The sequence below is a fragment of the Tabrizicola sp. genome (assembly GCF_016793705.1).
Classification (GTDB): Bacteria; Pseudomonadota; Alphaproteobacteria; order Rhodobacterales; family Rhodobacteraceae; genus Tabrizicola.
Genome location: NZ_JAEULO010000028.1, coordinates 1 through 21166, shown reverse-complemented (window position 1 = coordinate 21166; position 21166 = coordinate 1). Strand labels below are relative to the sequence as shown.

General features: G+C 68.0%; 19 protein-coding genes and 2 tRNA genes. 4 read left to right on the top strand and 17 right to left on the bottom strand.

Annotated features, from left to right (window positions below; all coding sequences use genetic code 11):
* Positions 1 to 9 precede the first annotated feature (9 nt).
* The 6 genes from JNJ68_RS06185 to JNJ68_RS06160 all read right to left on the bottom strand — a co-directional run bounded on the left by JNJ68_RS06185 (position 10) and on the right by JNJ68_RS06160 (position 4394).
* Positions 10 to 546 carry a DsbE family thiol:disulfide interchange protein gene (locus JNJ68_RS06185; protein ID WP_294980260.1) on the bottom strand — a complete coding sequence of 179 codons (537 nt, stop codon included), beginning with the start codon at positions 544 to 546 and terminating at the stop codon, positions 10 to 12.
* Positions 539 to 700, bottom strand: a complete 162-nt coding sequence (gene ccmD / locus JNJ68_RS06180) for a heme exporter protein CcmD (protein WP_294980259.1) — start codon at positions 698 to 700, stop codon at positions 539 to 541. The genes JNJ68_RS06185 and ccmD overlap by 8 nt, the downstream gene beginning before the upstream one ends.
* Positions 697 to 1425, bottom strand: a complete 729-nt coding sequence (locus JNJ68_RS06175; RefSeq protein WP_294980257.1) for a heme ABC transporter permease — start codon at positions 1423 to 1425, stop codon at positions 697 to 699. The genes ccmD and JNJ68_RS06175 overlap by 4 nt, the downstream gene beginning before the upstream one ends.
* 54 nt (positions 1426 to 1479) lie before the next feature.
* Positions 1480 to 2136: a heme exporter protein CcmB gene (ccmB, locus tag JNJ68_RS06170; protein WP_294980254.1), complete on the bottom strand. Its 657-nt coding sequence runs from the start codon at positions 2134 to 2136 to the stop codon at positions 1480 to 1482.
* Entirely contained in the window at positions 2133 to 2747 is a 615-nt protein-coding gene (gene ccmA / locus JNJ68_RS06165; protein WP_294980251.1) for a heme ABC exporter ATP-binding protein CcmA, read from the bottom strand. Before ccmA ends, ccmB begins: the two co-directional genes overlap by 4 nt.
* A 69-nt stretch (positions 2748 to 2816) precedes the next feature.
* Positions 2817 to 4394 carry a N,N-dimethylformamidase beta subunit family domain-containing protein gene (locus JNJ68_RS06160; protein WP_294980249.1) on the bottom strand — a complete coding sequence of 526 codons (1578 nt, stop codon included), beginning with the start codon at positions 4392 to 4394 and terminating at the stop codon, positions 2817 to 2819.
* 125 nt (positions 4395 to 4519) lie between these two features.
* Here JNJ68_RS06160 and JNJ68_RS06155 point away from each other — a divergent pair, with 125 nt between their 5' ends.
* The 4 genes from JNJ68_RS06155 to JNJ68_RS06140 all read left to right on the top strand — a co-directional run bounded on the left by JNJ68_RS06155 (position 4520) and on the right by JNJ68_RS06140 (position 10460).
* Positions 4520 to 5893, top strand: coding sequence for an FAD-binding oxidoreductase (locus JNJ68_RS06155; RefSeq protein ID WP_294980246.1), 1374 nt, complete (start codon positions 4520 to 4522; stop codon positions 5891 to 5893).
* A gap of 72 nt (positions 5894 to 5965) precedes the next feature.
* Entirely contained in the window at positions 5966 to 7285 is a 1320-nt protein-coding gene (locus JNJ68_RS06150) for a vanadium-dependent haloperoxidase (protein WP_294980244.1), read from the top strand.
* Positions 7282 to 8844 (top strand): CRTAC1 family protein, encoded by a 1563-nt coding sequence (locus tag JNJ68_RS06145; protein ID WP_294980241.1) that lies wholly within the window; start codon positions 7282 to 7284, stop codon positions 8842 to 8844. The genes JNJ68_RS06150 and JNJ68_RS06145 overlap by 4 nt, the downstream gene beginning before the upstream one ends.
* A 479-nt stretch (positions 8845 to 9323) precedes the next feature.
* Positions 9324 to 10460 (top strand): serine/threonine-protein kinase, encoded by a 1137-nt coding sequence (locus JNJ68_RS06140; protein WP_294980238.1) that lies wholly within the window; start codon positions 9324 to 9326, stop codon positions 10458 to 10460.
* A 6-nt stretch (positions 10461 to 10466) separates the two neighbouring features.
* Here the strand turns inward: JNJ68_RS06140 and JNJ68_RS06135 are convergent, their stop codons facing one another.
* The 11 genes from JNJ68_RS06135 to lon form a co-directional block, all read right to left on the bottom strand.
* Complete coding sequence (locus JNJ68_RS06135; RefSeq protein ID WP_294980235.1) at positions 10467 to 11651, bottom strand: HlyD family efflux transporter periplasmic adaptor subunit; 1185 nt, start codon at positions 11649 to 11651, stop codon at positions 10467 to 10469.
* Positions 11652 to 11654: 3 nt separating this feature from the next.
* Positions 11655 to 14018: an ABC transporter permease gene (locus JNJ68_RS06130; protein ID WP_294980233.1), complete on the bottom strand. Its 2364-nt coding sequence runs from the start codon at positions 14016 to 14018 to the stop codon at positions 11655 to 11657.
* Positions 14012 to 14728: an ABC transporter ATP-binding protein gene (locus tag JNJ68_RS06125; RefSeq protein ID WP_294980230.1), complete on the bottom strand. Its 717-nt coding sequence runs from the start codon at positions 14726 to 14728 to the stop codon at positions 14012 to 14014. The genes JNJ68_RS06130 and JNJ68_RS06125 overlap by 7 nt, the downstream gene beginning before the upstream one ends.
* A gap of 128 nt (positions 14729 to 14856) precedes the next feature.
* Positions 14857 to 16059, bottom strand: coding sequence for an ABC transporter permease (locus tag JNJ68_RS06120; RefSeq protein WP_294980228.1), 1203 nt, complete (start codon positions 16057 to 16059; stop codon positions 14857 to 14859).
* Positions 16056 to 16775, bottom strand: coding sequence for an ABC transporter ATP-binding protein (locus JNJ68_RS06115; RefSeq protein ID WP_294980226.1), 720 nt, complete (start codon positions 16773 to 16775; stop codon positions 16056 to 16058). Before JNJ68_RS06115 ends, JNJ68_RS06120 begins: the two co-directional genes overlap by 4 nt.
* A gap of 1 nt (position 16776) precedes the next feature.
* Positions 16777 to 18033: an efflux RND transporter periplasmic adaptor subunit gene (locus JNJ68_RS06110; RefSeq protein ID WP_294980224.1), complete on the bottom strand. Its 1257-nt coding sequence runs from the start codon at positions 18031 to 18033 to the stop codon at positions 16777 to 16779.
* A gap of 115 nt (positions 18034 to 18148) precedes the next feature.
* Positions 18149 to 18224: transfer RNA gene (locus JNJ68_RS06105), tRNA-Val, on the bottom strand.
* A gap of 46 nt (positions 18225 to 18270) precedes the next feature.
* On the bottom strand, positions 18271 to 18957 hold the full coding sequence (locus JNJ68_RS06100; protein ID WP_294980221.1) for a hypothetical protein: 687 nt from the start codon (positions 18955 to 18957) through the stop codon (positions 18271 to 18273).
* 94 nt (positions 18958 to 19051) lie between these two features.
* Positions 19052 to 19126 (bottom strand) — tRNA-Val (locus tag JNJ68_RS06095).
* A 13-nt stretch (positions 19127 to 19139) separates the two neighbouring features.
* On the bottom strand, positions 19140 to 19532 hold the full coding sequence (locus JNJ68_RS06090; protein WP_294980219.1) for an HU family DNA-binding protein: 393 nt from the start codon (positions 19530 to 19532) through the stop codon (positions 19140 to 19142).
* A gap of 130 nt (positions 19533 to 19662) precedes the next feature.
* Positions 19663 to 21166 (bottom strand): endopeptidase La (gene lon / locus JNJ68_RS06085; protein WP_294980216.1); only part of this gene is annotated, 1504 nt, incomplete at its 5' end.

Sequence of the window (21166 nt, the reverse complement as noted above, 5' to 3'; positions counted from 1 at the left end):
CGTGGACAGTCAGCCTCCCGCCAGCGCCTTCTCCAGCTCCGGCACGAAACGGTCCTCGTAGTCGGTCCCGACCAAGGGCCCGACGAAGCGGAAGAGGACGGTCCCGTCGCCACCGACGATGAAGGTCTCAGGCGGGGCGGTGACGCCCCATTCCACCCGGTTCCGACCGTTCGGATCGGTCGCGACACCGATGAAGGGATTCCCCTCCTCGGCCAGGTATTCCACCGCCTTCGCGTCGTCATCCATGATGTTGACGCCCCCGACCCGGATACCCTTCGCCGCCATCTCCTTCAGCACGGGATGCTCGGCCCGGCAGGGCGGGCACCAGGTGGCCCAGAAGTTCACCACCGTCACCTCGCCCGCCCGCAGGTCGGCGTCGCTCAGGCCGGGGATGCCAGGCAGCGTGGTAGTGGGCAGCACGGGCGCAGGACGCCCGACGAAGACCGATTGCAGCTCGCCGGGATTTTCACGGTACATCCCCGCGTAGAACAGTCCCGCCAGCCCCGCGAAGAGGACCGGGGGCACGACCAACAGCCACCTAGCCATCCGTCTTCCCCTGCCGTGCCTCGGCCTCGGCCAGCGCCCGCTTCATCCGGGCCGATTGCCAGAGAGTCAGCCCGACCAGAGCCGCGATCAGCAGCGCGGTCGCCAGATACGAGCCCAGCACCGCAAAGGCGTACTTCCCAAAGTCCGGCATCACGCCACCCTTTCCCGCGCCAGAAGCGCCTTCAGCCGCCGCGAGCGGATTTCGGTCCGGGTGCGCAGCAGGACCATGGTCACGAACAACAGGATGAACCCGGCGATGCAGACCAGAAGCGGCAGCCAGAACACGTCGGCCACGTTCTCCTTTTCATCCATCGACAGCGAGGCCCCCTGGTGCAGCCCCTGGTTCCAGAACAGCACGGCATAGCGTGAGAGGAGCGCGAAGACCGACCCGACGAGGCAGAGGATCGAGGTCAGGTCGGCGGCCGTGTCCGGGTCCTCGATCGCGGCCCAGAGGGCCATGTAGCCGAAGTAGAACAGGGTCAGGATCAGGAACGAGGTCAGCCGCGGGTCCCAGGCCCACCAGGTGCCCCACATCGGCTGGCCCCAGAGCGCCCCCGTCACCAGCGCGATGAGCGTGAAGGTCAGCCCCACGGGGGCGGCGGCCTTGGCGGCGAGCGCGCTGACGTGGTGGCGGCGGACGATCCAGACCAGCGACGTGACCAGCATCATTCCCCAAGCGTTGATCGCCATCATCGCGGCGGGGACATGCAGGTAGATGATCTTGACCGTCGCGCCCTGCTTGTAGTCGTCAGGGGTAAAGAAGAAGCCCCAGACCAAGCCCGTGACCAGCAGCGCAATCGTCAGCCCGACAACCCAGGGCAAAGCCCAGGCCGAGGTCTGCATGAACTTCTTCGGGTTCGCATATTCCCAGATCGACATGGGGTTCGCCTATCCTGTTCCGGTTCGCCGCTCAACACACCATCGCGCGACAGACTAGCGCAAATTGACGCGGATCGCGCTGGCGGCCGCGAAGGGGAGAAGGGCCGCCGCGCCCAGGCTGATCGCGCCGAGGAGCGCCAGCGGGGTCGCCAGAGCCATGCCCTCGGCCCCGCGCCGGACGACCTCGCCCCCGAAGACCAGGGTGGGCACGTAGAGCGGCAGGACGAGGAGGCTGAGGAGGAGACCGCCGCGGCGCAGGCCGACGGTGATGGCGGCGCCGAAGGCCCCGATGACCGAGAGCGCGGGGGTGCCAAGGAACAGGCTGAGGACCAGCCAGGAATAGCCGGCAGGGGGCAGGTTCAGAAGGACCGCGAGGCCCGGCGCGATCAGCGTCAGCGGCAGGCCCGTGACCAGCCAGTGCGCCAGCGCCTTGACGGCCACCACCGCCTCCAGCGGGATCGGGGCGGTGGCGAGGAGATCGAGCGAGCCGTCCTCGTGGTCCAGCGCAAAGATGCGGTCGAGCGAGAGGAGGCAGGCCAGCAGCGCGCCGACCCAGAGCACGCCGGGGGCGATGCGGCCCAGCATCCCACCTTCTGGACCGACGCCCAGCGGCACAAGGACGGAGAGGAGGAAGAAGAACGCCAGCCCCAGCCCGAAGCCGCCGCCGGAGCGGAAGGCAAGCATCAGGTCGCGCAGGAGTAGCGCCTTCATGCGAAAGCCTCGTCGAAGCCGGTGCTCTGGATGTCGCGGGCGCGGTGCGGGTCGAGGTCGAGGACCGTGGCCTCGGGCAGGCCGAGGTCGACATGGGTGGCGATCACGGCAAGACCACCGTCCTTCAGGTGATCGCGCACCATGTCGGCGAACATCGCGACCGAGGCAACGTCGAGGCTGACGGTGGGCTCGTCCAGAAGCCAGACCGGGCGCCCCGTCACCAGCAGCCGCGCAAGGCCAAGGCGGCGTTTCTGGCCGGCGGAAAGCTCTCCGGCGCGGCGGCGGGTGAGTTGCACCAGGTCGAGCGCCTTCAGCGCATGGTCGATCGGCGGGCCGCCGTAGATGCGGGACCAGAAGGCGAGATTCTCAAGCACCGTGAGCGTGGATTTCAGCCCGTCGGCATGGGCGGAATAGGCGACGCTGTCGGGCGGCAGGTCGTAGCTGCCCTCGGCGGGTGATTGCAGGCCCGCGAGGGTGCGCAGGAGCGTGGTCTTGCCCGAGCCGTTCGGACCGCGCAGGATCAGCGCCTGGCCCGGCTGCACGCTCAGGGTCAGATCGCGCAGGACCGTGACGCCGCCCCGGGCCACCGCAAGGTTCGACAGGCTCAACATGGCGAAACGCCTAGCCGATAGGGCGCTGCGGGAAAAGGGGATTGGTCAAGTCCTGCGACCTTTTGCGCCCTAACCCCAGTCGCCCAGCAGCAGGTTCCGGGTAACGACCTCGACCGGGCGTTCCCGCGCGATCAGACCCGCCACCCATTCGCAGCTTCCGGCGTTGAAGACCGCGCCCCTGCCCCGCCGGTATTCCGCCATGCAGCCGTTGCCCCGGCTGGCGAGACCGAGGGTTTCGGGCGTGATCTCGCCGTAGATGGTCTGCGCCACCTCCTCGGCGTCGAGCGTGCCGATGAAGTGGTCCATGTCATGCCGCCCGGTGTGATGGGCAAGCGTGGTGGCCGGGGAAATCGCGACGATGGTGAGATCGCCTTCCAGCCCCGTGCCCTCTGCCGGAAAGGGCAGGCCTTTGCGGATCTCATAGTCGATCCCGTCGACCTCGTAGCCGAAGATCTTCGAGGTCGCGCCCAATACGTCGCCGTAACCGAGGCCCGTCCCCTGCATCACCCAGTGGTCGGGACGGTAAAGCGTGAAGCCGCCCGAGCCGTGGGCGGCGCAGCGGCTCCACCCGGCGTAGACGCCCATGCTGCCGGTCAGGCCCATCGTGGCGGCCGCCGGCCGGCGGGCCTGAGGGTGATCCCAGTAGCTCGTCAGCCGGTCGGTGGCACCCAAGGGATCCTCGGCCTCGGCACGGGTCTTGTAGCAGGTCTGGGTGGTCAAGTCCGCCGACAGCCGGGTCTGCCAGAAGAAATTGCCGCCGAAGCGGGCAAGCTGGCCAGCCCGGTCGAGCCAGGCGTCGAGATGGTCGCGCATCTCCCAGGTCCAGTATTCGTCATGGCCCACGATCACCGCGCGGCCGTAGCCCTCCAGCAACCCAGGGTCGGCGTGCAGGTCATGTTGGGTGAAGAAGTCGAAGGCGATCCCCTGCCTTTCGGCCCAAAGCGCGAAGGGCCGCTCGAAAGCCGCCCAGCCGGAAGAGGCGTATTTCTTCGAGATGCCGTTCGCGCGGGCATAGTCCATATGCGGATAGCGCGGCCGGGTCAGGAGGGGCGAGGCATGCGGGATGCGCGGCGCGTCCTCGGGCCAGCGGACGAAGCCCTTGGCCCAGGGGCGCAAGCTACTGACCTCGCCCGCGAAGTCGCCGCCGGTGGGGCCGGTCAGGCCCTGGTAATGGTTCGATCCGCCCCAGTCGTTGTAGGCGCACCAGGTTCCGGTCGCGAGCATGAAGGCCAGCTTCGCCGTGGGCTTTGCGGCTTTCAGCACGAACATGCCTTGCGAGCTGTGACCCTCGATCTCCAGGGTCAGACTGTAGACGCCGGAGGCCCAGCTTTCCGGGATGACCATCTCGAAGGCTATCGGCCAGCCGCAACCCTTGACCGAGCAGTCGGCGGGGGTGGGCGCGAAGGCGGTGGGGATCGTGGTTTCCAGCACCACCTGCGGCGCAAGCCCGTCGCGGGCGATGGTCAGTCGCGCCTCGCGGGCCGAGGACATGGCGTGGAGGCGCAGGGAATTGCCCGGCCGATAGGACAGCGCCGCGGCATAACCCCAGACCTGCGCCCGCGCGGGATCGTCCGAGGCCATTTCGTAGTAATGTCCCGTGACCGCATCGCCGTCGTCATAGGGTCCGGTGATGAAGAAACCCTGCATGGCGCACTCCCTGCCTTTTCCGCAGCATCGGCAGGCAACCGGCCCTTGGCAACGGGGTAAGTTGCCGCTTGGCCCTTGAAATGCGGCGGGGCCTGTGCCCCTCTCTGCGACAAAAAGGGAGAGCCATGCGGATCGGCGACATTTCTTTCTGGTATGCCGACATCGGCCTGCCCTACCGGCGCGCGGCGCTGGCGGGGGACACGACGGCGGACGTGGCGATCATCGGCGCGGGCTATACCGGGCTTTGGACCGCCTATTACCTGAAACAGGCCAATCCCGCGCTGGACGTGCTGGTGATCGAGAAGGAATTCGCGGGCTTCGGCGCCTCGGGCAGGAACGGGGGCTGGCTGACGGGCGGTTTTGCCTGGAACCATGCGCGCTATCTGGAAACCTCGTCGGAGCATGCCGTGCGCGCGATGGTCGAGGCGATGAACGGCACGGTGGACGAGGTGATCCGCGTGGCGGAAGTCGAGGGGATCGAGGCCGACATCCACCGGACGGACGAGCTGATGGTGGCGACCAAGCCCGCGCAGGTCGGGCGGATGCAGGCCGAAGTCGCGCACCGGAGGCATTGGGGCGAGGAGGGCCGTGTCTTCGAGATGGGCGCGGCCGATCTGGCCGAGCGCATCCGCATCCCCGGCGCATTGGGGGCGATGGTGGTGACGAACGTGGCGCGCGTCCAGCCGGCGAAGCTGGTGCGCGGGCTGGCGAAGGCGGTGGAACGGCTGGGGGTGCGGATCGTCGAGGGGACCACGGTCACAGCGTTTGAGCCGGGCGTGGTCACAACTGACCACGGGCGGGTCGAGGCTCCGGTGATCCTGCGCTGCACCGAAGGCTTCACGGCGGGGCTGCCCGGGCTGAAACGGGAATGGTTGCCGATGAACTCGGCCCAGATCGCGACGGAACCGCTGCCGCCGGAGCTCTGGGAGCAGATCGGCTGGCAGGGGCAGGAAATCGTGGGGGATTTCGCCAATGCCTATTGCTACTGCCAGCGCACCCGCGAAGGCCGGATCACGGTGGGCGCGCGGGGAGTGCCCTATCGCTTCGGATCGAACCTCGATACCAACGGCGCCCCGGATGCCGAGACGGTCCGGCGGCTGACGACGATCCTGCACCGGCATTTCCCGGCCACCCGTGCAGCGAAGATCGACCATGCCTGGTGCGGCGTGCTGGGAGTGCCGCGCGACTGGTGCGCGACGGTGGGCCTCGACCCGGAGACCGGGATCGGCTGGGCCGGGGGCTATGTGGGCGTAGGCGTCTCGACCTCGAACCTCGCCGGGCGGACACTGGCCGACCTGGCGCTTGGCCGGGATACCGACCTTGCGCATCTGCCCTGGGTCAACCGCCGCGTGAAGGACTGGGAGCCAGAGCCGTTGCGCTGGCTGGGAGTGCACGGGATGTACGCTCTCTTGAACGCGGCCGACCGGCGCGAGGACCGGCCAGGCGCGGGCGCGTCGAGGCTGGCGGCCGTGGGGAACTGGCTGACGGGGCGGGGCTAGGCGGATCGCAAGGAGATTGCGCGAACCCGGTCCGCGTGCAACAAACTCTGCAAAAATAATGGGGAGGACTTCATGACGCTCGGCCGCCGCCAGTTGATTGGCTATGCCCTGGCCACGCCGATGGCGCTGGCGCTTGGCCCCGCGCAGGCTGCCGACCGGCAGACCATCGAGCGCGAGATGGTGACGACCTGGTATCGGCTGGTGCTGGAACTGGTGCGCCACACTGCCACCCAGTCGCCGCCCGTCGCCAGCCGCGCCTTCGCCTATATCGGCATCGCCGCGCATGAGGCGCTGACCACCGGGAACGTCTCGCTCGTCTCGCTGGCCGGACAGGTGAACGGGCTGCCCCCGGCGCCCGCACGTGAGACGGGCGCGCATGATGAGGCCTGCGTCCTGCATGCGGCCCTCGCCGCCTCGGCACAGGTGCTGTTTGCCAATACCGGGCCAAGCGGCCAGCGAGCGCTGACCAAGATGGATGAAAAGCTGGGCGCGAAGGCGATGGAGGGGATCGACGCCGCTGTTGTCGAGCGCAGCATCGCCCACGGTCGCGCGCTTGCGGCGCATGTGCTGGCCTGGGCGGAAGCCGACGGCGGTGCGGTTATCACCAACATGGGCTTTCCGCGCAGCTATACCCCTGGCACCGACCCAGAAGACTGGGTGCCGACGAGCCTCATCCGTCAGCAACAGGCGCCGCTTCTGCCAGACTGGGGCGGGAACCGCACCTTTGCCATGCCCACCGGCAACACCTGCGCCTTGGCGCCGCCGCCCGCCTATAGCGAGGACCCGGCATCGGAGTTCTTCAAGGCGGCCAAGGAGGTGTATGACATCGGCATCTCGCTGACCGCTGACCAAACACTATCCGCCCGCTTCTGGTCGGACGATCCGATGCTGTCCTCCACCCCGCCCGGCCACTGGATCGCCATCGCGATCGAACTGGCCGAGCGTGATGTCATGCCCGCCGATCGGGTGGCCGCGATGATGGCCGTGCTGGGCATCGGCATGGCCGACGCCTTCATCGGCTGCTGGGCCACGAAATATGAATTCAACCTGGTCCGCCCGGTCACGGTGATCAAGCGCCTGATTGACCCTAAATGGGAGCCCTTGCTGATCACGCCGCCGTTCCCGGAATACCCGTCCGGCCACAGCACAGTCTCCGGCGCGGCGGCGATGGTGCTGACTGCGTTTCTGGGTGAGGATTTCGCCTTCGACGACCCGACGCACGAGCCCGACGACCTGCCGATCCGGAGTTTCGCAAGCTTCTGGGAGGCGGCGGAAGATGCGGCGCTGTCGCGGCTATACGGCGGCATCCACTACCGCTTCTCCTCGGTTCAAGGTCTGGCGCAGGGCCGCTGCATCGGCGCCTATGCCGCCGCGCTGAAGGTGTTTGCATGATTCGCCCGATAGCGCTTGTCCTGTCTCTGGCCAGCCCGGCTTTGGCCGACCCGGCGATCCCGACCTTCACCGACGAGACCGCGACGGCAGACCTGTCCACGGTCTATGAGGGCGAATGGGAATACATGGCTGGCGGCGGGGTCGCGACGTTCGACTGTTCCGGCGACGGATTCCCCGAAATCTTCCTGTCCGGTGGCGCGGGTCCGTCCGCGCTTTACCGGAATCGCAGTCCGCAGAGCGGGGCGCTGGCTTTCGAGAAGACCGAGGCGATCACCCTGGACGCGGTGCTGGGGGCCTATCCCCTGGACATCGACAGCGACGGGACGATGGACCTTGTTGTCCTGCGCCAGGGCGAGAACCGGCTGATGCGCGGCCTGGGCGACTGCCGCTTCGAGGCGGCGAACGAGGCCTGGGGCTTCGACGGCGGCGATGCCTGGTCCACCGCTTTCGCCGCGATCTGGGAGAAGGGACAGGACTGGCCGACGCTGGCGATCGGCAATTACATCGACCGCAGGGAGGAGGCCTTCCCCTGGGGTTCTTGCACCGACAACTGGCTGCATCGCCCCGATGGGAAACGCTTCGCTGCACAGATCCCGCTGAGCCCGTCCTACTGCGCCTTGTCCATGCTTTTCACCGACTGGAACCGTACCGGCCACCCCAGCTTGCGCGTCTCGAACGACCGGGAATACTACAAGGGCGGGCAGGAACAGCTCTGGCATCTGGAGCCGGGCCAGCCACCGCGACTGTTCACGGAAAAGGATGACGGATGGAAGCGCCTGCGCATCTGGGGGATGGGGATCGCCAGCGCCGATGTGAACCTGGACGGCTACCCGGACTATTTCCTGACCTCGATGGCCGACAACAAGTTGCAGGTGCTGAAGGACATCGCTGCGGGCAAGCCGGACTATGCCGATATCGCCTTCAAGTCCGGCGTCACCGCACACAAGCCCTATACCGGGGATGACCCGAGCCCCTCGACCGCCTGGCACGCACAGTTCGCCGACGTGAACAACGACGGGATCGCCGACCTCTTCGTCGCCAAGGGCAACGTCGACCAGATGCCGGATTTCGCCGCGAAGGACCCGAACAACCTACTGCTCGGGGTCGGTGACGGCACCTTCATCGAGGCCGGGGACAAGGCGGGTGTCGCCAGCGTGGCGGTGGCGCGGGGGGCGCAGGTGGTGGACCTGAACCTCGACGGCAAGCTTGACCTTGTGGTGCAGAACCGCTGGACCGGGCCGGAGGTGTGGCGGCAGACAGGCGAGGCCGGGGCCTGGGCCGAGCTGCGGCTTCAGCAGGACGGCGCAAACCGCGATGCCATCGGTGCGGTGATCGAGATCAAGCGCGGCGAGGCGGTGGAACGGCATGAGATCACCTCGGGGGGCGGGCATGGCTCGGGCTCGGTCGGCTGGCTGCATTTCGGGCTGGGCGCGGCCGATCGGGCCGAAGTCAGGGTCATCTGGCCGGATGGCGCCGAGGGCGACTGGATGGATTTGCCCGCCGGAACCTTCCAGATCCTGCGCCCGGATGCCCCGCCCGAAGCCTGGACGCCGCGCTGAGCCACGAATCGCTTTGGGGCACCAGGTGCGGGGTGAGTCACGCAACCTGCGGTATTGTTTCGCGATTGACCTGCGCGCAGGGGTCGATCCGGGGCGTGGAATAAGGCAAGATCGCGGCGCATCCCACTGGGATCGTTGATGTTTTTGTCACAGTATGCATTTTGCAAATATCCCGTACCGAAGGTTGCGGGCAGCCATTAAACTGTTTGCAATCAACAGCTTCCACCCCCCGGTCGGTGGTTCTGCAGTCGGAGAACCGCTGGATCGTCCGCCCCAGCCCCCTTCTGCGCTGCTGGTGCCCCGCGCAGCGTATTTGCGCAGACGCAGCGTCAAGCGCTAGAATGGAACTAGGACAAATGCCGATCCGATGCTGGGGCCGGAGCGGATTTACCGGTGGGAAAGTAGAGCTGTTTGCGATGGCGCAACGCGTTCCGCGATTGCGTAATCTTTTGTGATGAGTTGCCAACCGAGGAACGAACGTGACACAGGGTCCGACACAGATCAGCAATCAACTCGAGGGCGAGTTGGGCCGGGTCGACCCCGAGGCGTTCGCCGATGACCTGAAACCCGGCACTCGGCTTCTGGGCGGGCATTATACCATCGAGGGCTTCCTCAACAGCGGCGGATTCGGGATCACGTACCTGGCGAAGGACAGCCTCGACCGCACGGTCGTGATCAAGGAATGCTTCCCAAACGCGCTCTGCCGCCGCTCGACCAGCCTGGTCCGGGCGCGGTCGCGCAAGCACCAGGGCGATTTCCGGGGCTTCGTCGACAGTTTCCTGGCCGAGGCGAAGAGCCTTGCCCGCCTCGTGCATCCGAACATCGTCGGAGTGCACCAGGTGTTCGAGGACAATGATACCGCCTATATGGCGATCGACTACATCGACGGGCGCGACCTGCACGACATTCTCGATTCCACGGACCACGCCTTCACCCCCGACCAGATCGTCGCGATGCTGAAGAGGATGCTCAGTGCGGTGGAGTTCATCCACCAGGTCGGTATCCTGCACCGCGACATCTCGCCCGACAACGTGCTGGTCGACAGGTCCGGCAACCCGATCCTGATCGACTTCGGCGCCGCCAGCGAACAGGTCGCGCGCGCGACCCGGGTGCTGACCGGGCGGCGGGTGATCAAGGAAGGCTATTCGCCGCAGGAGTTCTACCTGACCGGGGCGGAACAAAGCCCGGCGAGCGATCTTTATTCGCTGGGCGCGACCTTCTACCACGTCATTACCGGCCAGCCGCCACCGGAAAGCCAGCGCCGCCTCGCCCGCGTGGCCGAGGGCGAGGCCGATCCCTACCAGCCGCTCGCGGGCCGGTTCGACGGGTATCCGCCGGGCTTTCTGGAGGCGATCGACAAGGCGGTGCGCGTCATGCCGAAGGACCGCATCCAGTCGGCGGGCGACTGGCTGGACTGGATCCGCATCGGCGAGGAGGGCGGACCGCTCCCCGCCGCGCTGACCGAGGAACCGCCGAAGCTGAAGACCCGTCCCGTTACCCGCCAGCCGGTCCCGCCGCCGGGCAGGTTCCTTGCCGACAACATGGGTTATGTCATCGGCGCCGGGACGGTGTTCCTCATGGCGGGGATCGCGGTCCTCTTGTCGCTCCTGACCTGAGCCGCCTCAGCCGCCCGGCAGCGCCACCGCGCGCACCCCGTCGGCCACCCGGTCGGACGGGTGCAGGATGACCCGGTCCCCGGCCGCGAGCCCGTCAAGCACCTGCGCGAAATCCTCGTTGCGCTCGCCCAGAACGATTTTCCGGAGCGCCACCCGACCGTCGCGCAGAGTGTAGGTGCCCCAGTCCGTCCCGTCGCGGAAAAGCGCGCCGACCGGGATGGTCAGCACCCCCTCCTGCTGCCAGATCGCAATCCGGGCGGTGACGCGGAAGCCGTGGCCCAGCTGCCTGCGGTCCGCCGGGGTTCCCTCCAGCGCCAGGACCACCGTCACCCGCTGCTCCTCGATCCCCAAGGCCGAGACCCGCGTCACCGCCGCAGGCTCCACCCGTTCGACCCGCGCGGCGATGGGGGCACCACCCCAGCCCGAAACCGTGGCCTGCGCGCCCTCGGCCACACGCACGGCATCGCGCGACAGAAGCTCGACCACGATCTCCAGATTGCCCGGATCGCCCAGTTCCAGGATCGGGGTGCCAGGCTGCACCACCTGCTCGCTTTCCGTCAGCACGCGCAGCACCCGCCCGGACACCGGGGCGAGGATATCGACACAGCAGGCGGCCGGGGGGCTGGCCCCGTCCAGGCGCAGCACCGCCTGCGCGCTTTCCAGTTCCTTTTCACGCACCGCCAGATTGGCCAGCGCGCTGGCGACGGCGGCGCGGGCGGTCTTTTCCTCGCGTACCGCGCTGTCATAGGCCCGCGCGGACAGCGCGCCCTTGCGGTAGAGCGCCGTGGCCCGCGCGGCCTCGGCGGTCATGAAGTCTTGCGTCGCCTCGGCCTGGGCCAGCTGCGCGCGGGCAAGCTCGGTCGCCGCCACCGCCGCGGCCGCCGTCGCTTCGGCCACCGCGCGCGACCGGCTGTCCAGAAGCACCGGCGCCGCCGGGCCGATGGCCGCCACCCGCTCGCCCTCGCGCACCGCGTCGCCCGCGTGCAGGCTGATCCGCTGCAACCGGCCCGCGATGCTCGCCGAGACGGTGAAGACCTCGCGGATGCGCGCCTCCCCCTCTTCCTCGACCGCCACTTCCAGCGGACGAGCCGCGACCTCGGCCAGGTCCACCTCGACCGGGCGCGGCAGGAAGGCCCAGACCAGTGCGGCGATCACGGCAAGAGCGGCGGCAAGGGGCAGCAGGCGGCGCATGGGTCACTCCCGCGTTTTCAGGACTTCGATCATGTCGAGCGTGTTGATCCGGCGGCGGATCGCAATGGCAGAAACCAGCACAGCGGCGCAGACGACAAGGCTGGCGATGGCATAGACCTCGCGCCCGATGACGAAGGGCACGCGGTAAAGGTCCGAGGAAAAGGCCGCGACCATCGCCCGCGCGATGCCATGGCCGAGAAGCCAGCCCAGCGGCTGCGCCAGCGCCACCACCACCGCCACTTCGCCGAACAAGACGCCCGACACCTCGCGGCTGGTGAAGCCCAGGACGCGCAGGCTGGCCAGTTCGCGGCCCTGTTCGGACAAGGCGATGCGCGAGAAATTGTAGACCACGCCGATGGCGATGATTCCCGCGAGCCCGGTATAGACCGTGATCATCACGGTGATGTTCTCGGCCAGCGTGGCGCGGAAGCGGTCGAGCATCAGGCGGGTCACGCTGATCAGTTCGGTCTTCGGCGCGGCCCTCGCGGCGGCGAAGAAGGCGGCCTCCCCGGCGCGGTCGAGGCGCAGGTTGACGCCCGAAACCATCGCATCCTCGCCCATGAGCCGGTTCAGCGCTCCGATCTCGATCGCCGCGCCAAGGCCGACATAGCCGACCGAGAGGCCGCTGACCGGCAGGGTCACTGTCGGGCGCCGGCCCTCCTGGACTTCGACGGTGACGAGATCACCGGGGCGGACATGCAGGGCATCCGCCAGGGCCTCGGACAGGATCAGCCCGGCCTCGGGCAGCTTCATCGGCCGCAGCCCGGGGTCGAGCACACGCGACAGCCGTGGCTCGACCGGGCGGCCGATGATCGCCAGCGTCTTCGACCAGCCGCGATGGCTGATCCGGGTGGCAACCTGGCGGAACGGCTCGGCCGAGATCACCCCCGGCAGGCCGCGCACGGCATATACCGCGCGCAGAGGCTCGGGCGCGGCAAAGAATATCTGCGCATCATGGGGTTCGGACCGGAAGAAGGTGATCTCGATCATCCGCTCGATCGACCCGAAGGACCAAAGCGAGGCCACCAGGATCGCGCCGGCCATGGCAACGCCGAGGGTCGAACTGGCCGTCCGGAACGGTCGGCGCATCAGGTGGCGGGCGACCATCACCCCGGTCTGGCGCAGGTGAAACAGACGGCGCAGCCCGCCCAGCCGCGCGCGGTAGGCTGCGGGCGCGGGCGGCGACATGGCCACGGCGGGCGGCAGCCGTACCACGGAGCGCACTGCGTAAAGGGCGCCGCCCACGGCCGCGGCGAGGGTGATCAGCGCCGCCAGCCCGTAAAGCTGCGGATCGCGGGTGAAGACGAGATAGGGAAATGCAAAGAACCGGGCATACATCCCCGCCAGTCCCACCCCCAGCCAGGCCCCGGCGGCAAACCCGATCAGGATGCCCGCGACGGCGATGAGCAGGACGAATTCCACATAATGCTGCGCCACCGCGCGCGAGGAATAGCCGATCGCCTTCAGAAGGCCGATCTGCTCGCGTTCCAGGGTGATCAGCCGCGACAGCGTCATGTTGACCAGCATGGCCGCGACCAGAAGGAAGATCGGCGGCAGGACCTTCACCATCGCCGAAAGCTGCTGCAACTCGGCATCAAGGAAAGCATGCGAGATCTGGTCCTTGCGCGCCGTGGCCCCCGCCCCGCCATAGCGCGCGATCAGCCGGTCCAGGCTTTCGATCACCCGTTCGGGGCTGGCGCCGGGGGCAAGCTTCAGCACCAGGCTAGAGAAGGCGCCTTCCAGATCGTAGGCGGCTTCAAGGCTTGCGCGCGGCAGCCAGACCACGCCGAAGCGATCCGGGTCGGGCATCATCTGACCGGGACCGAGCGCGTAGATGAACTCGGGCGACAGCGCCAGCCCGGTGACCAGAAGCTCGCGCCGCTGGCCGTTCATCACCACCGGCAGCACATCGCCGGGACCAAGCCCGTGGGCCCGGGCAAAGCCCTCGGACACCGCCGCCTCGCGCAGCGATTGCGGATCCGGCAGCCGCCCCTGCCGCAGGTAGAGCCGGTTCAATCCCGCCGCGCCCTCGGGCAAGGAGACCAGCTGGACCGAGGCCGGGCCGGACATGCCCGGCAGATCGGGGCTGCCCAGCTTGACGATCCGCGCCTCGGCATCGAGCACGCCGCCGATCTCTTCGATCTCGGCCAGAAGCGCGCGCGGGGCGCGGGTCACAGTGGCGAAGACATCGGCGAAGCGGTAGTCCTCATAATAGCGCGCCCGCGTCTCGTGCAGCGAGGCATAGGCCCCGTTGCCCAGGATCAGCGTCGCCACCCCTGCCGCCAGCACCAGCGCGATGGCCAGCACCTGCGCCCAGAGCCTTCGCAGGTCGCGCAGGACCTTGCGGCGCAGCGGGCTGATCACCATGCGACCTCCGCGGGTGACTTCTTCACCTCGTTGACGGTCTCCTCGACGATCCGGCCATCGGCAAAGCGGATGACGCGGTCGGCGATCTCGCGGATCGCGGCGTTGTGGGTGATGACCAGCGTCGTCGCCCCCACGGCGCGGTTCACCAGGGTGAGCGCCTCCAGCACCTTGATGCCGGTTGTGCTGTCCAGCGCCCCGGTGGGTTCGTCGCAGAGCAGCACCTCGGGATTCTTCGCGATGGCGCGGGCGATGGCGACGCGCTGCTGTTCGCCGCCCGACAGCTGCGCCGGGAAATGGTCGGCCCGGTCCGACAACCCCACCAGCGCCAGCGCCCGGTCGGCGGGCATCGGCTGGCGGGCGATCTCGGTCACCAGCTCGACATTCTCGCGCGCAGTGAGGCTGGGGACGAGGTTGTAGAACTGGAAGACGAAACCCACATGATCGCGCCGGTAGCGGGTCAGCTGCGCCTCGCTCAGGCGGGTGAGCTGCTGGTCCCCGAACCAGGCCTCGCCGCCCGTGGCCCGGTCCAGCCCGCCGACGATGTTGAGGAAGGTGGATTTCCCCGAGCCGGAGGGGCCGAGGATGACGATGAACTCGCCCCGCCGCGCCTTGAAGTCGATGCCGCGCAGCGCCTGCACCTCGAGCGCGCCGTTGCGGTAGACCTTGGTCAGGCCTTCCGCCCGGAAGACTGTTTCGCTCGGCTGGAGCATCGGGGGCCTCCTTCGGCCCGCAACCTATTCGCCCGAGACGCGGGGCGCGTTGATCCGCATCAAGCGCGGCCGCCACGCGCAAAGCTTGCGCGCATACCGCTGCGGCCCCGCACGCGACGACGCCTGGATCATTCGTGCCGAAGGGCGACGATCGGGTCAAGCGCGGCGGCCTTGCGCGCCGGGAAGTAGCCGAAGATCACCCCGATCAGCGCCGAGAAGCCGAAGGCGAGCACCACGACGTAAAGCTGCGGCGCGAAGGGGATCGCCATGTAAAGCGAGGCGACGAAGGCCAGCGCCAGCCCCACCGCGACGCCGATGATGCCGCCGACCAGAGACAGCACCACCGCCTCGACCAGGAACTGCATCTGCACCTGCCGCCCCTCGGCCCCGACAGCCAGCCGGATGCCGATCTCGCGCGTGCGTTCGGTGACCGAGACCAGCATGATGTTCATGATCCCGATCCCGCCGACCAGCAGGCTGACGGCGGCGACCGAGGACAGCATCCCGGTCAGGACCGCGTTGATCCCGGTCAGGATCGAGGCCAGCTGCGCCATGTCCATGACGCTGAAATCATCCTCCTCGTCCACCGCGATCCGCCGCCGTTCGCGCATCAGCGTCTGGATCTCGCGGATACCGCGCGCGCTGGAGACGCCGGAAGCAAGCTCCACCGAGATCGAGCTGACGTTGTCGCTGCCCAGCAGGCGGCGCTGCACCGTACGGATCGGCATCAGCACGATGTCGTCCTGGTCCTGCCCGAAGGTCCCGGCGCCTTTCGCTTGCAGGAGCCCGATCACCTCGCACGAGACATTGCCCGCCCGCATCTGCTGGCCGGTCGGGTCGGAATTGCCGAAGAGCGCGCGGCGCACCGTCTCGCCGATGATGCAAACGGCGGTGCCCGAGCGGTCCTCCGACGGGCTGAAGCTTCGCCCGCGCAACAGCGTCCAGTTGCCGGTGACCAGATAGCCCGAGGTCGCGCCGGTGATCGTCGTGGACAGGTTCTGCCCGCCCGCGACCACGGTCTGCGTGCTGTTCACCGTGGGCGAAAGGGTGGCAATCACCGACAGCTCTTCCAGGGCATCGGCGTCGCGCAGGGTGAAGGGGCGCGTCACGCTTGTACCGCCGGGACCGGGCCCGCGGTCGGGGCGGATCGACAGCACGTTGGTCCCCAGGCTCGCCACGCTGGCCGTGACCGACCGCGACGACCCCTGCCCCACCGTCACCATCGCGATGACTGCCGCTACCCCGATGACGATGCCCAGCATGGTCAACCCCGAGCGCAGCTTGTTGCGCCGCAGGGCCAGAAGCGCCAGGCGCAGAGTTTCCCAGATCATGCGCCCGCCCTTTCCGGCACCGGCCCGTCACTGCGCACCTTGCCATCGGCAAAGACGATCAGCCTGCCGGCATAGGCCGCGATATCCTCTTCATGCGTGACCATGACGATGGTGATGCCGTCCTCGCGGTTCAGGGACTGGAGAAGCCGCATGATCTCGTGGCTGCGGTGACTGTCGAGATTGCCGGTAGGCTCGTCCGCCAGGATCACCTTCGGGTCGCCGACCAGCGCCCGGGCGATGGCGACGCGCTGCTGCTGGCCGCCGGACAGTTGCGAGGCATCGTGGTCCTCGCGCCCCTCCAGCCCGACCTTGTGCAGCGCGGCACGGGCGCGCTCGATCCGCTCGGCGCGCGGCATGCCCTTGTAGATCAGCGGCAGTTCCACGTTCTCCAGCGCCGAGGTGCGCGGCAAGAGGTTGAAGCCCTGGAAGACGAAGCCCAGGAAATGCCGCCGAAGCAGCGCCCGGCGGTCGCGGTCCAATCCCTGGACCTCGACCCCGTTGAACAGGAAGCGCCCCGAGGTCGGCCGGTCAAGCAGCCCGATCGTGTTCATCGCGGTGGATTTCCCCGATCCCGACGGCCCCATGATCGCGACGAACTCGCCCTGGCCGATCACCAGGTCGACATGGTCCAGCGCGCGCACTTCGGTCTCTCCGCTGCCATAGACACGCGAGACATCGGACAGCTCGATGAGCGGCGGGTCGACGGCTTCGGACATCTCAGCTCCCCGTGCTCTGGTCGAGGATCACTAGATCGCCCTCCGACAGGTTCTCAGAGGCCACCGCCGTAAGCTTGCCGTCGCTTTCACCCGGTTGGACCTCGACCTCGGTGGCGATGCCATCGCGCAGGACCCAGACGGTCGGTGTGTCGGACCCGCCGGTCTCCTTCGGCGCCGCGTCCGGCCGGCGTGGCATGATCATGCCGATCAGCCCGTTGCCACCCCGGCCGCTGCCGGTCTGCGCCACCTGTGGCGGCTCGTAGCGAAGAGCGGCGCCCGGCACCCGCAGGGTATCCTCGACCACGGTGACGGCAATGGTCGCCGTCGCGGTCATGCCCGGACGGAGCAAGCCCTCACCATTGTCGACCGAGAGGATCGCCTTGTAGGTGACTACGCCATCCGTCGTCTCGGGGGCGTAGCGCACCGTGGTGATCACCGCCGGAAAGCTCCGGCCCGGGAAGGCATCGACGGTAAAGCGCGCTTCGTTGCCCACCGCCACCCGGCCGATGTCTGCCTCGTCCACATCCACCCGCAGTTCCATCCGCGCAAGGTCCTCGGCCAGGGTGAACAGCACCGGCGCGTTCAGCGAGGCGGCGACGATCTGCCCCGGCTCGGCGGCCCGGTTCAGCACCACCCCGGAAATCGGCGAGCGGATCGTGGCCTTGCCCAGTTCCGTCTTCGCTTCCGAAAGCCGCGCCCGGGCCAGCGCCACCTCGGCCTTCGCACCATCGACAACCGCCAGCGCCCGGTCGCGTGCCACCTCGACAGCGATCATCTTCAGCCGCGTGCTCTGACCGCGCTTGTCCAGTTCGGCTTGCGACTCATAGGTGACTTGGGCCTCGCGCACTGCGGCTTCGGCCTGTTCCAGGCTTGCCTCGGCGGCCTGCAACTGCGCCTCGGCGGTCAGGATCTGGTCGTTGAGCTTGGTGTCGTCCAGCCGGGCCAGCACCTGCCCCACCTGGACCCGGTCGTTGAAATCCACCGCGACCTCGGCCAGCGCCCCGGACAGTTCCGACGACACGTCGACCTGCGTCGTCGGCTGGACCGATCCCGTCGCCGTCACCGTCACGACCAGCTGACCCCGGCTGACCGCCTCGGTCTCATAGCGGACCACGCCAGCCTCCTGCCGCAGCCCGAGCCAGAGCCAGGCGCCTCCGCCGGACAGGGCCAGCGCCGCCAGCAGCAGCCAAAACCAACGGCGGCGTGGATGCCTGCCCTGTCCCAGGATGCGGGCCATGTCATCCGCCGACTTCGCCATCGCGCATTTTCCTTGTTGCAGTCACATCGTCGGCAGTGCGCTTCCGGTGACCGGACCGCTGTGCCACTGTTTCAACGCCGCAGAATGGCGTTTCCGTCGCCGGTCGCAGGATGGATGGTGGGCGGTGAGGGACTCGAACCCCCGACATTCTCGGTGTAAACGAGACGCTCTACCAACTGAGCTAACCGCCCCGACCTTCGTCGAAGTAGCGAAGCGGCGGGCATGATGCAAGCCGGTTCAGCCTGCGCCGGTCGCAGGCGGGTCGTCGGAGGGGTCCGCAGCGGCGCCAAGCCCGGCTCCGGCCCCGGCTCCGAGGCCCATGCCCATAGCCATGCCGCCACCCCCTGCGCCCCCTTGCCCGCCACCGCCACCCCGGCCCCCGCCCTCGCGTCCACCCCCGCCCTTGCCGCCGCTGCCCCCGCCGGGACGGGTCGGCCCCTGCGCGGGAATCGCGACCCCTGCGGGGATCGGCGTCAGATCCAGCGCGCTGCGGATGAAGGCACGCAGTGAGGCGACCAAGGGTTGCGTCGGAACCGGACGCCCCGCCGCCAGGTCGCGTGCGGCGGCGGCGGCCAGTTCCACCTGCTCCTCGGTGCCCAGAAGCAGGATGTCGGACAAGGCACCCTCCACCGCATCGCGGATGCGGCGCGAACGGTCCGACCCCGGACTTTCCGCGTCCGGCGCCAGGTCCCGCAGATGGCGCGGATCGACGGCAAGGTTCCCGGTGAATGACCCGCCCAAGACCTTGTAGGCGGCGATCAGCACCTTCAGCCGCTCGTTGATCTGCCGGTTCATCCGTTCCCGCCGCTGTTGCAGCGTGACCATGAACAGGATGCGGATGCCGATCCCCACCAGCGCGAAAAGCGCGATGCCGATCAGCGTCGTCAGCACGGATTGCCAGCTGGAAAAGTCGAACGAACGCATGGGCCCTTCCGATCGTCGGACCGCGAGCATAGCCTGCAAGCATCCCCGCCGGAATGCAGAAAGCGCGCCCGGGCGGGGCGCGCTTTCGCTAGGATGGTGGGCGATAACGGATTTGAACCGCTGACATCTTCGATGTGAACGAAGCGCTCTACCGCTGAGCTAATCGCCCGATGCCGCGGCTTTTAGCTATCCTCTTCGCTGTCCGCAAGGGCCAATCCCGCAGGCTTCGCCTCGGCGCGGCGCAGCTTCAGGGTCAGCGCCGGACCCTTGGTCTTGACCACCCGCAGCTTGCCCAGAGGTGGCACCGCCAGCGCCTTGCCGCTGGCCAGCGCCTCGCCCAAGGCGGCGAGCGTAGCCTCGACCGCCGCCTTCACCTCCGGCTTCCGGCCGCCGGTCGCGCTGGCCACCGCCTCGATCAGGTCCTTCAGCTTCATCGTGCCGCCACTGGCCTCGGGTGCGGTTTCGACCACCGTCAGTGCGGGCTTGGCGGTCGTTTCGGCGGCGGACCTTGCCTTTGCGGGCCTCGCCGCCTTGGCGGGTTTCGTGTCGGTCTTGTCCTTGGGGGTGCGGGCCATCCTGCCTGTCCTTCAAACGCTGTCGGCGGCGGACGATAGAGTGGGTTCGGTCCCAGGGCCAGCCGATTCCCCCGCCCCGAATGCGAAAAGGCGCGCCCGAAAGGCGCGCCTTTTCCATCTCGTCGAGCGATCAGTGCGCGGTCTGCACCGGCTGCACCGCCGCCGCCGCCCGGGCCGCTGCGGCAGCCTCTTCCGCCGCCTCGTCCCACTCCACCGGCTCGGGCTGGCGCACAAGTGCCTGGGCCAGGACCTCGCGGACATGGCTCACGGGGATGATCTTCAGGCCTGTCTTCACGTTCTCCGGAATCTCCGCCAGATCCTTGGCATTCTCCTCCGGAATGAAGACGGTCTTGATCCCACCCCGCAGCGCGGCGAGCAGTTTCTCCTTCAGCCCGCCGATCGGCATGGCGTTGCCGCGCAAGGAAACCTCGCCCGTCATCGCGATGTCCTTCCGCACCGGAATCCCGGTCAGGACCGAGACGATGGAGGTCACCATCGCCAGACCCGCCGAGGGACCGTCCTTCGGCGTCGCCCCGTCCGGAACGTGGACGTGGATGTCGATCGTGTCGAACTTCGGCGGCTTCACCCCGATCTGGGGGCTGACCGAGCGGACGTAGCTGGCCGCCGCGTCGATGGATTCCTTCATCACGTCGCCCAGTTTCCCGGTCGTCTTCATCCGGCCCTTGCCCGGCAGCTTCAGCGCCTCGATCTGAAGCAGATCGCCGCCCACAGAGGTCCAGGCGAGGCCCGTCACCACGCCGACCTGATCCTCCTTCTCGGCCAGGCCATAGCGGTGGCGCTGGACACCCAGATATTCCTCGACCTTCGCCGGGTCGACCTCCACCTTCTTCGTCTTGCCCTTCAGGATGTCGGTCACGGCCTTGCGGGCGAGTTTCGCGATCTCGCGTTCCACGTTCCGCACCCCGGCTTCCCGAGTATAGTAACGAATGACATGGTTCAGCGCGTCGTCGCTGACGCTGAACTCGCCCTTCTTCAGCCCGTTCGCCGCGATCTGCTTCGGCAAGAGGTGCTGCTTCGCGATCTCCCGCTTTTCATCCTCGGTGTAGCCGGCCAGCGGAATGATCTCCATCCGGTCCATCAGCGGCCCCGGCATGTTGTAGGAGTTCGCCGTGGTGATGAACATCACGTTCGACAGGTCGTATTCGACCTCCAAGTAGTGGTCGATGAAGGTATTGTTCTGTTCGGGGTCCAGCACCTCAAGCAAGGCCGAGGCCGGGTCGCCCCGGAAGTCCTGACCCATCTTGTCGATTTCATCCAGCAGGATCAGCGGGTTGGTGGTCTTGGCCTTCTTCAAGGACTGGATGATCTTGCCGGGCATGGAGCCGATATAGGTCCGCCGGTGGCCGCGGATCTCGGATTCGTCGCGCACGCCGCCAAGGCTGATGCGGATGAACTCGCGCCCCGTGGCCTTGGCCACCGACCGCCCCAGCGAGGTCTTGCCGACACCCGGAGGCCCGACGAGGCACAGGATCGGCCCCTTCCGCTTCTGCGAGCGCTGCTGCACCGCCAGGAACTCGATGATCCGCTCCTTGACCTTCTCGAGGCCATAGTGGTCGTCATCCAGCACCTTCTCGGCGCGGGCCAGATCCTTCTTGACCCGGGACTTCACGCCC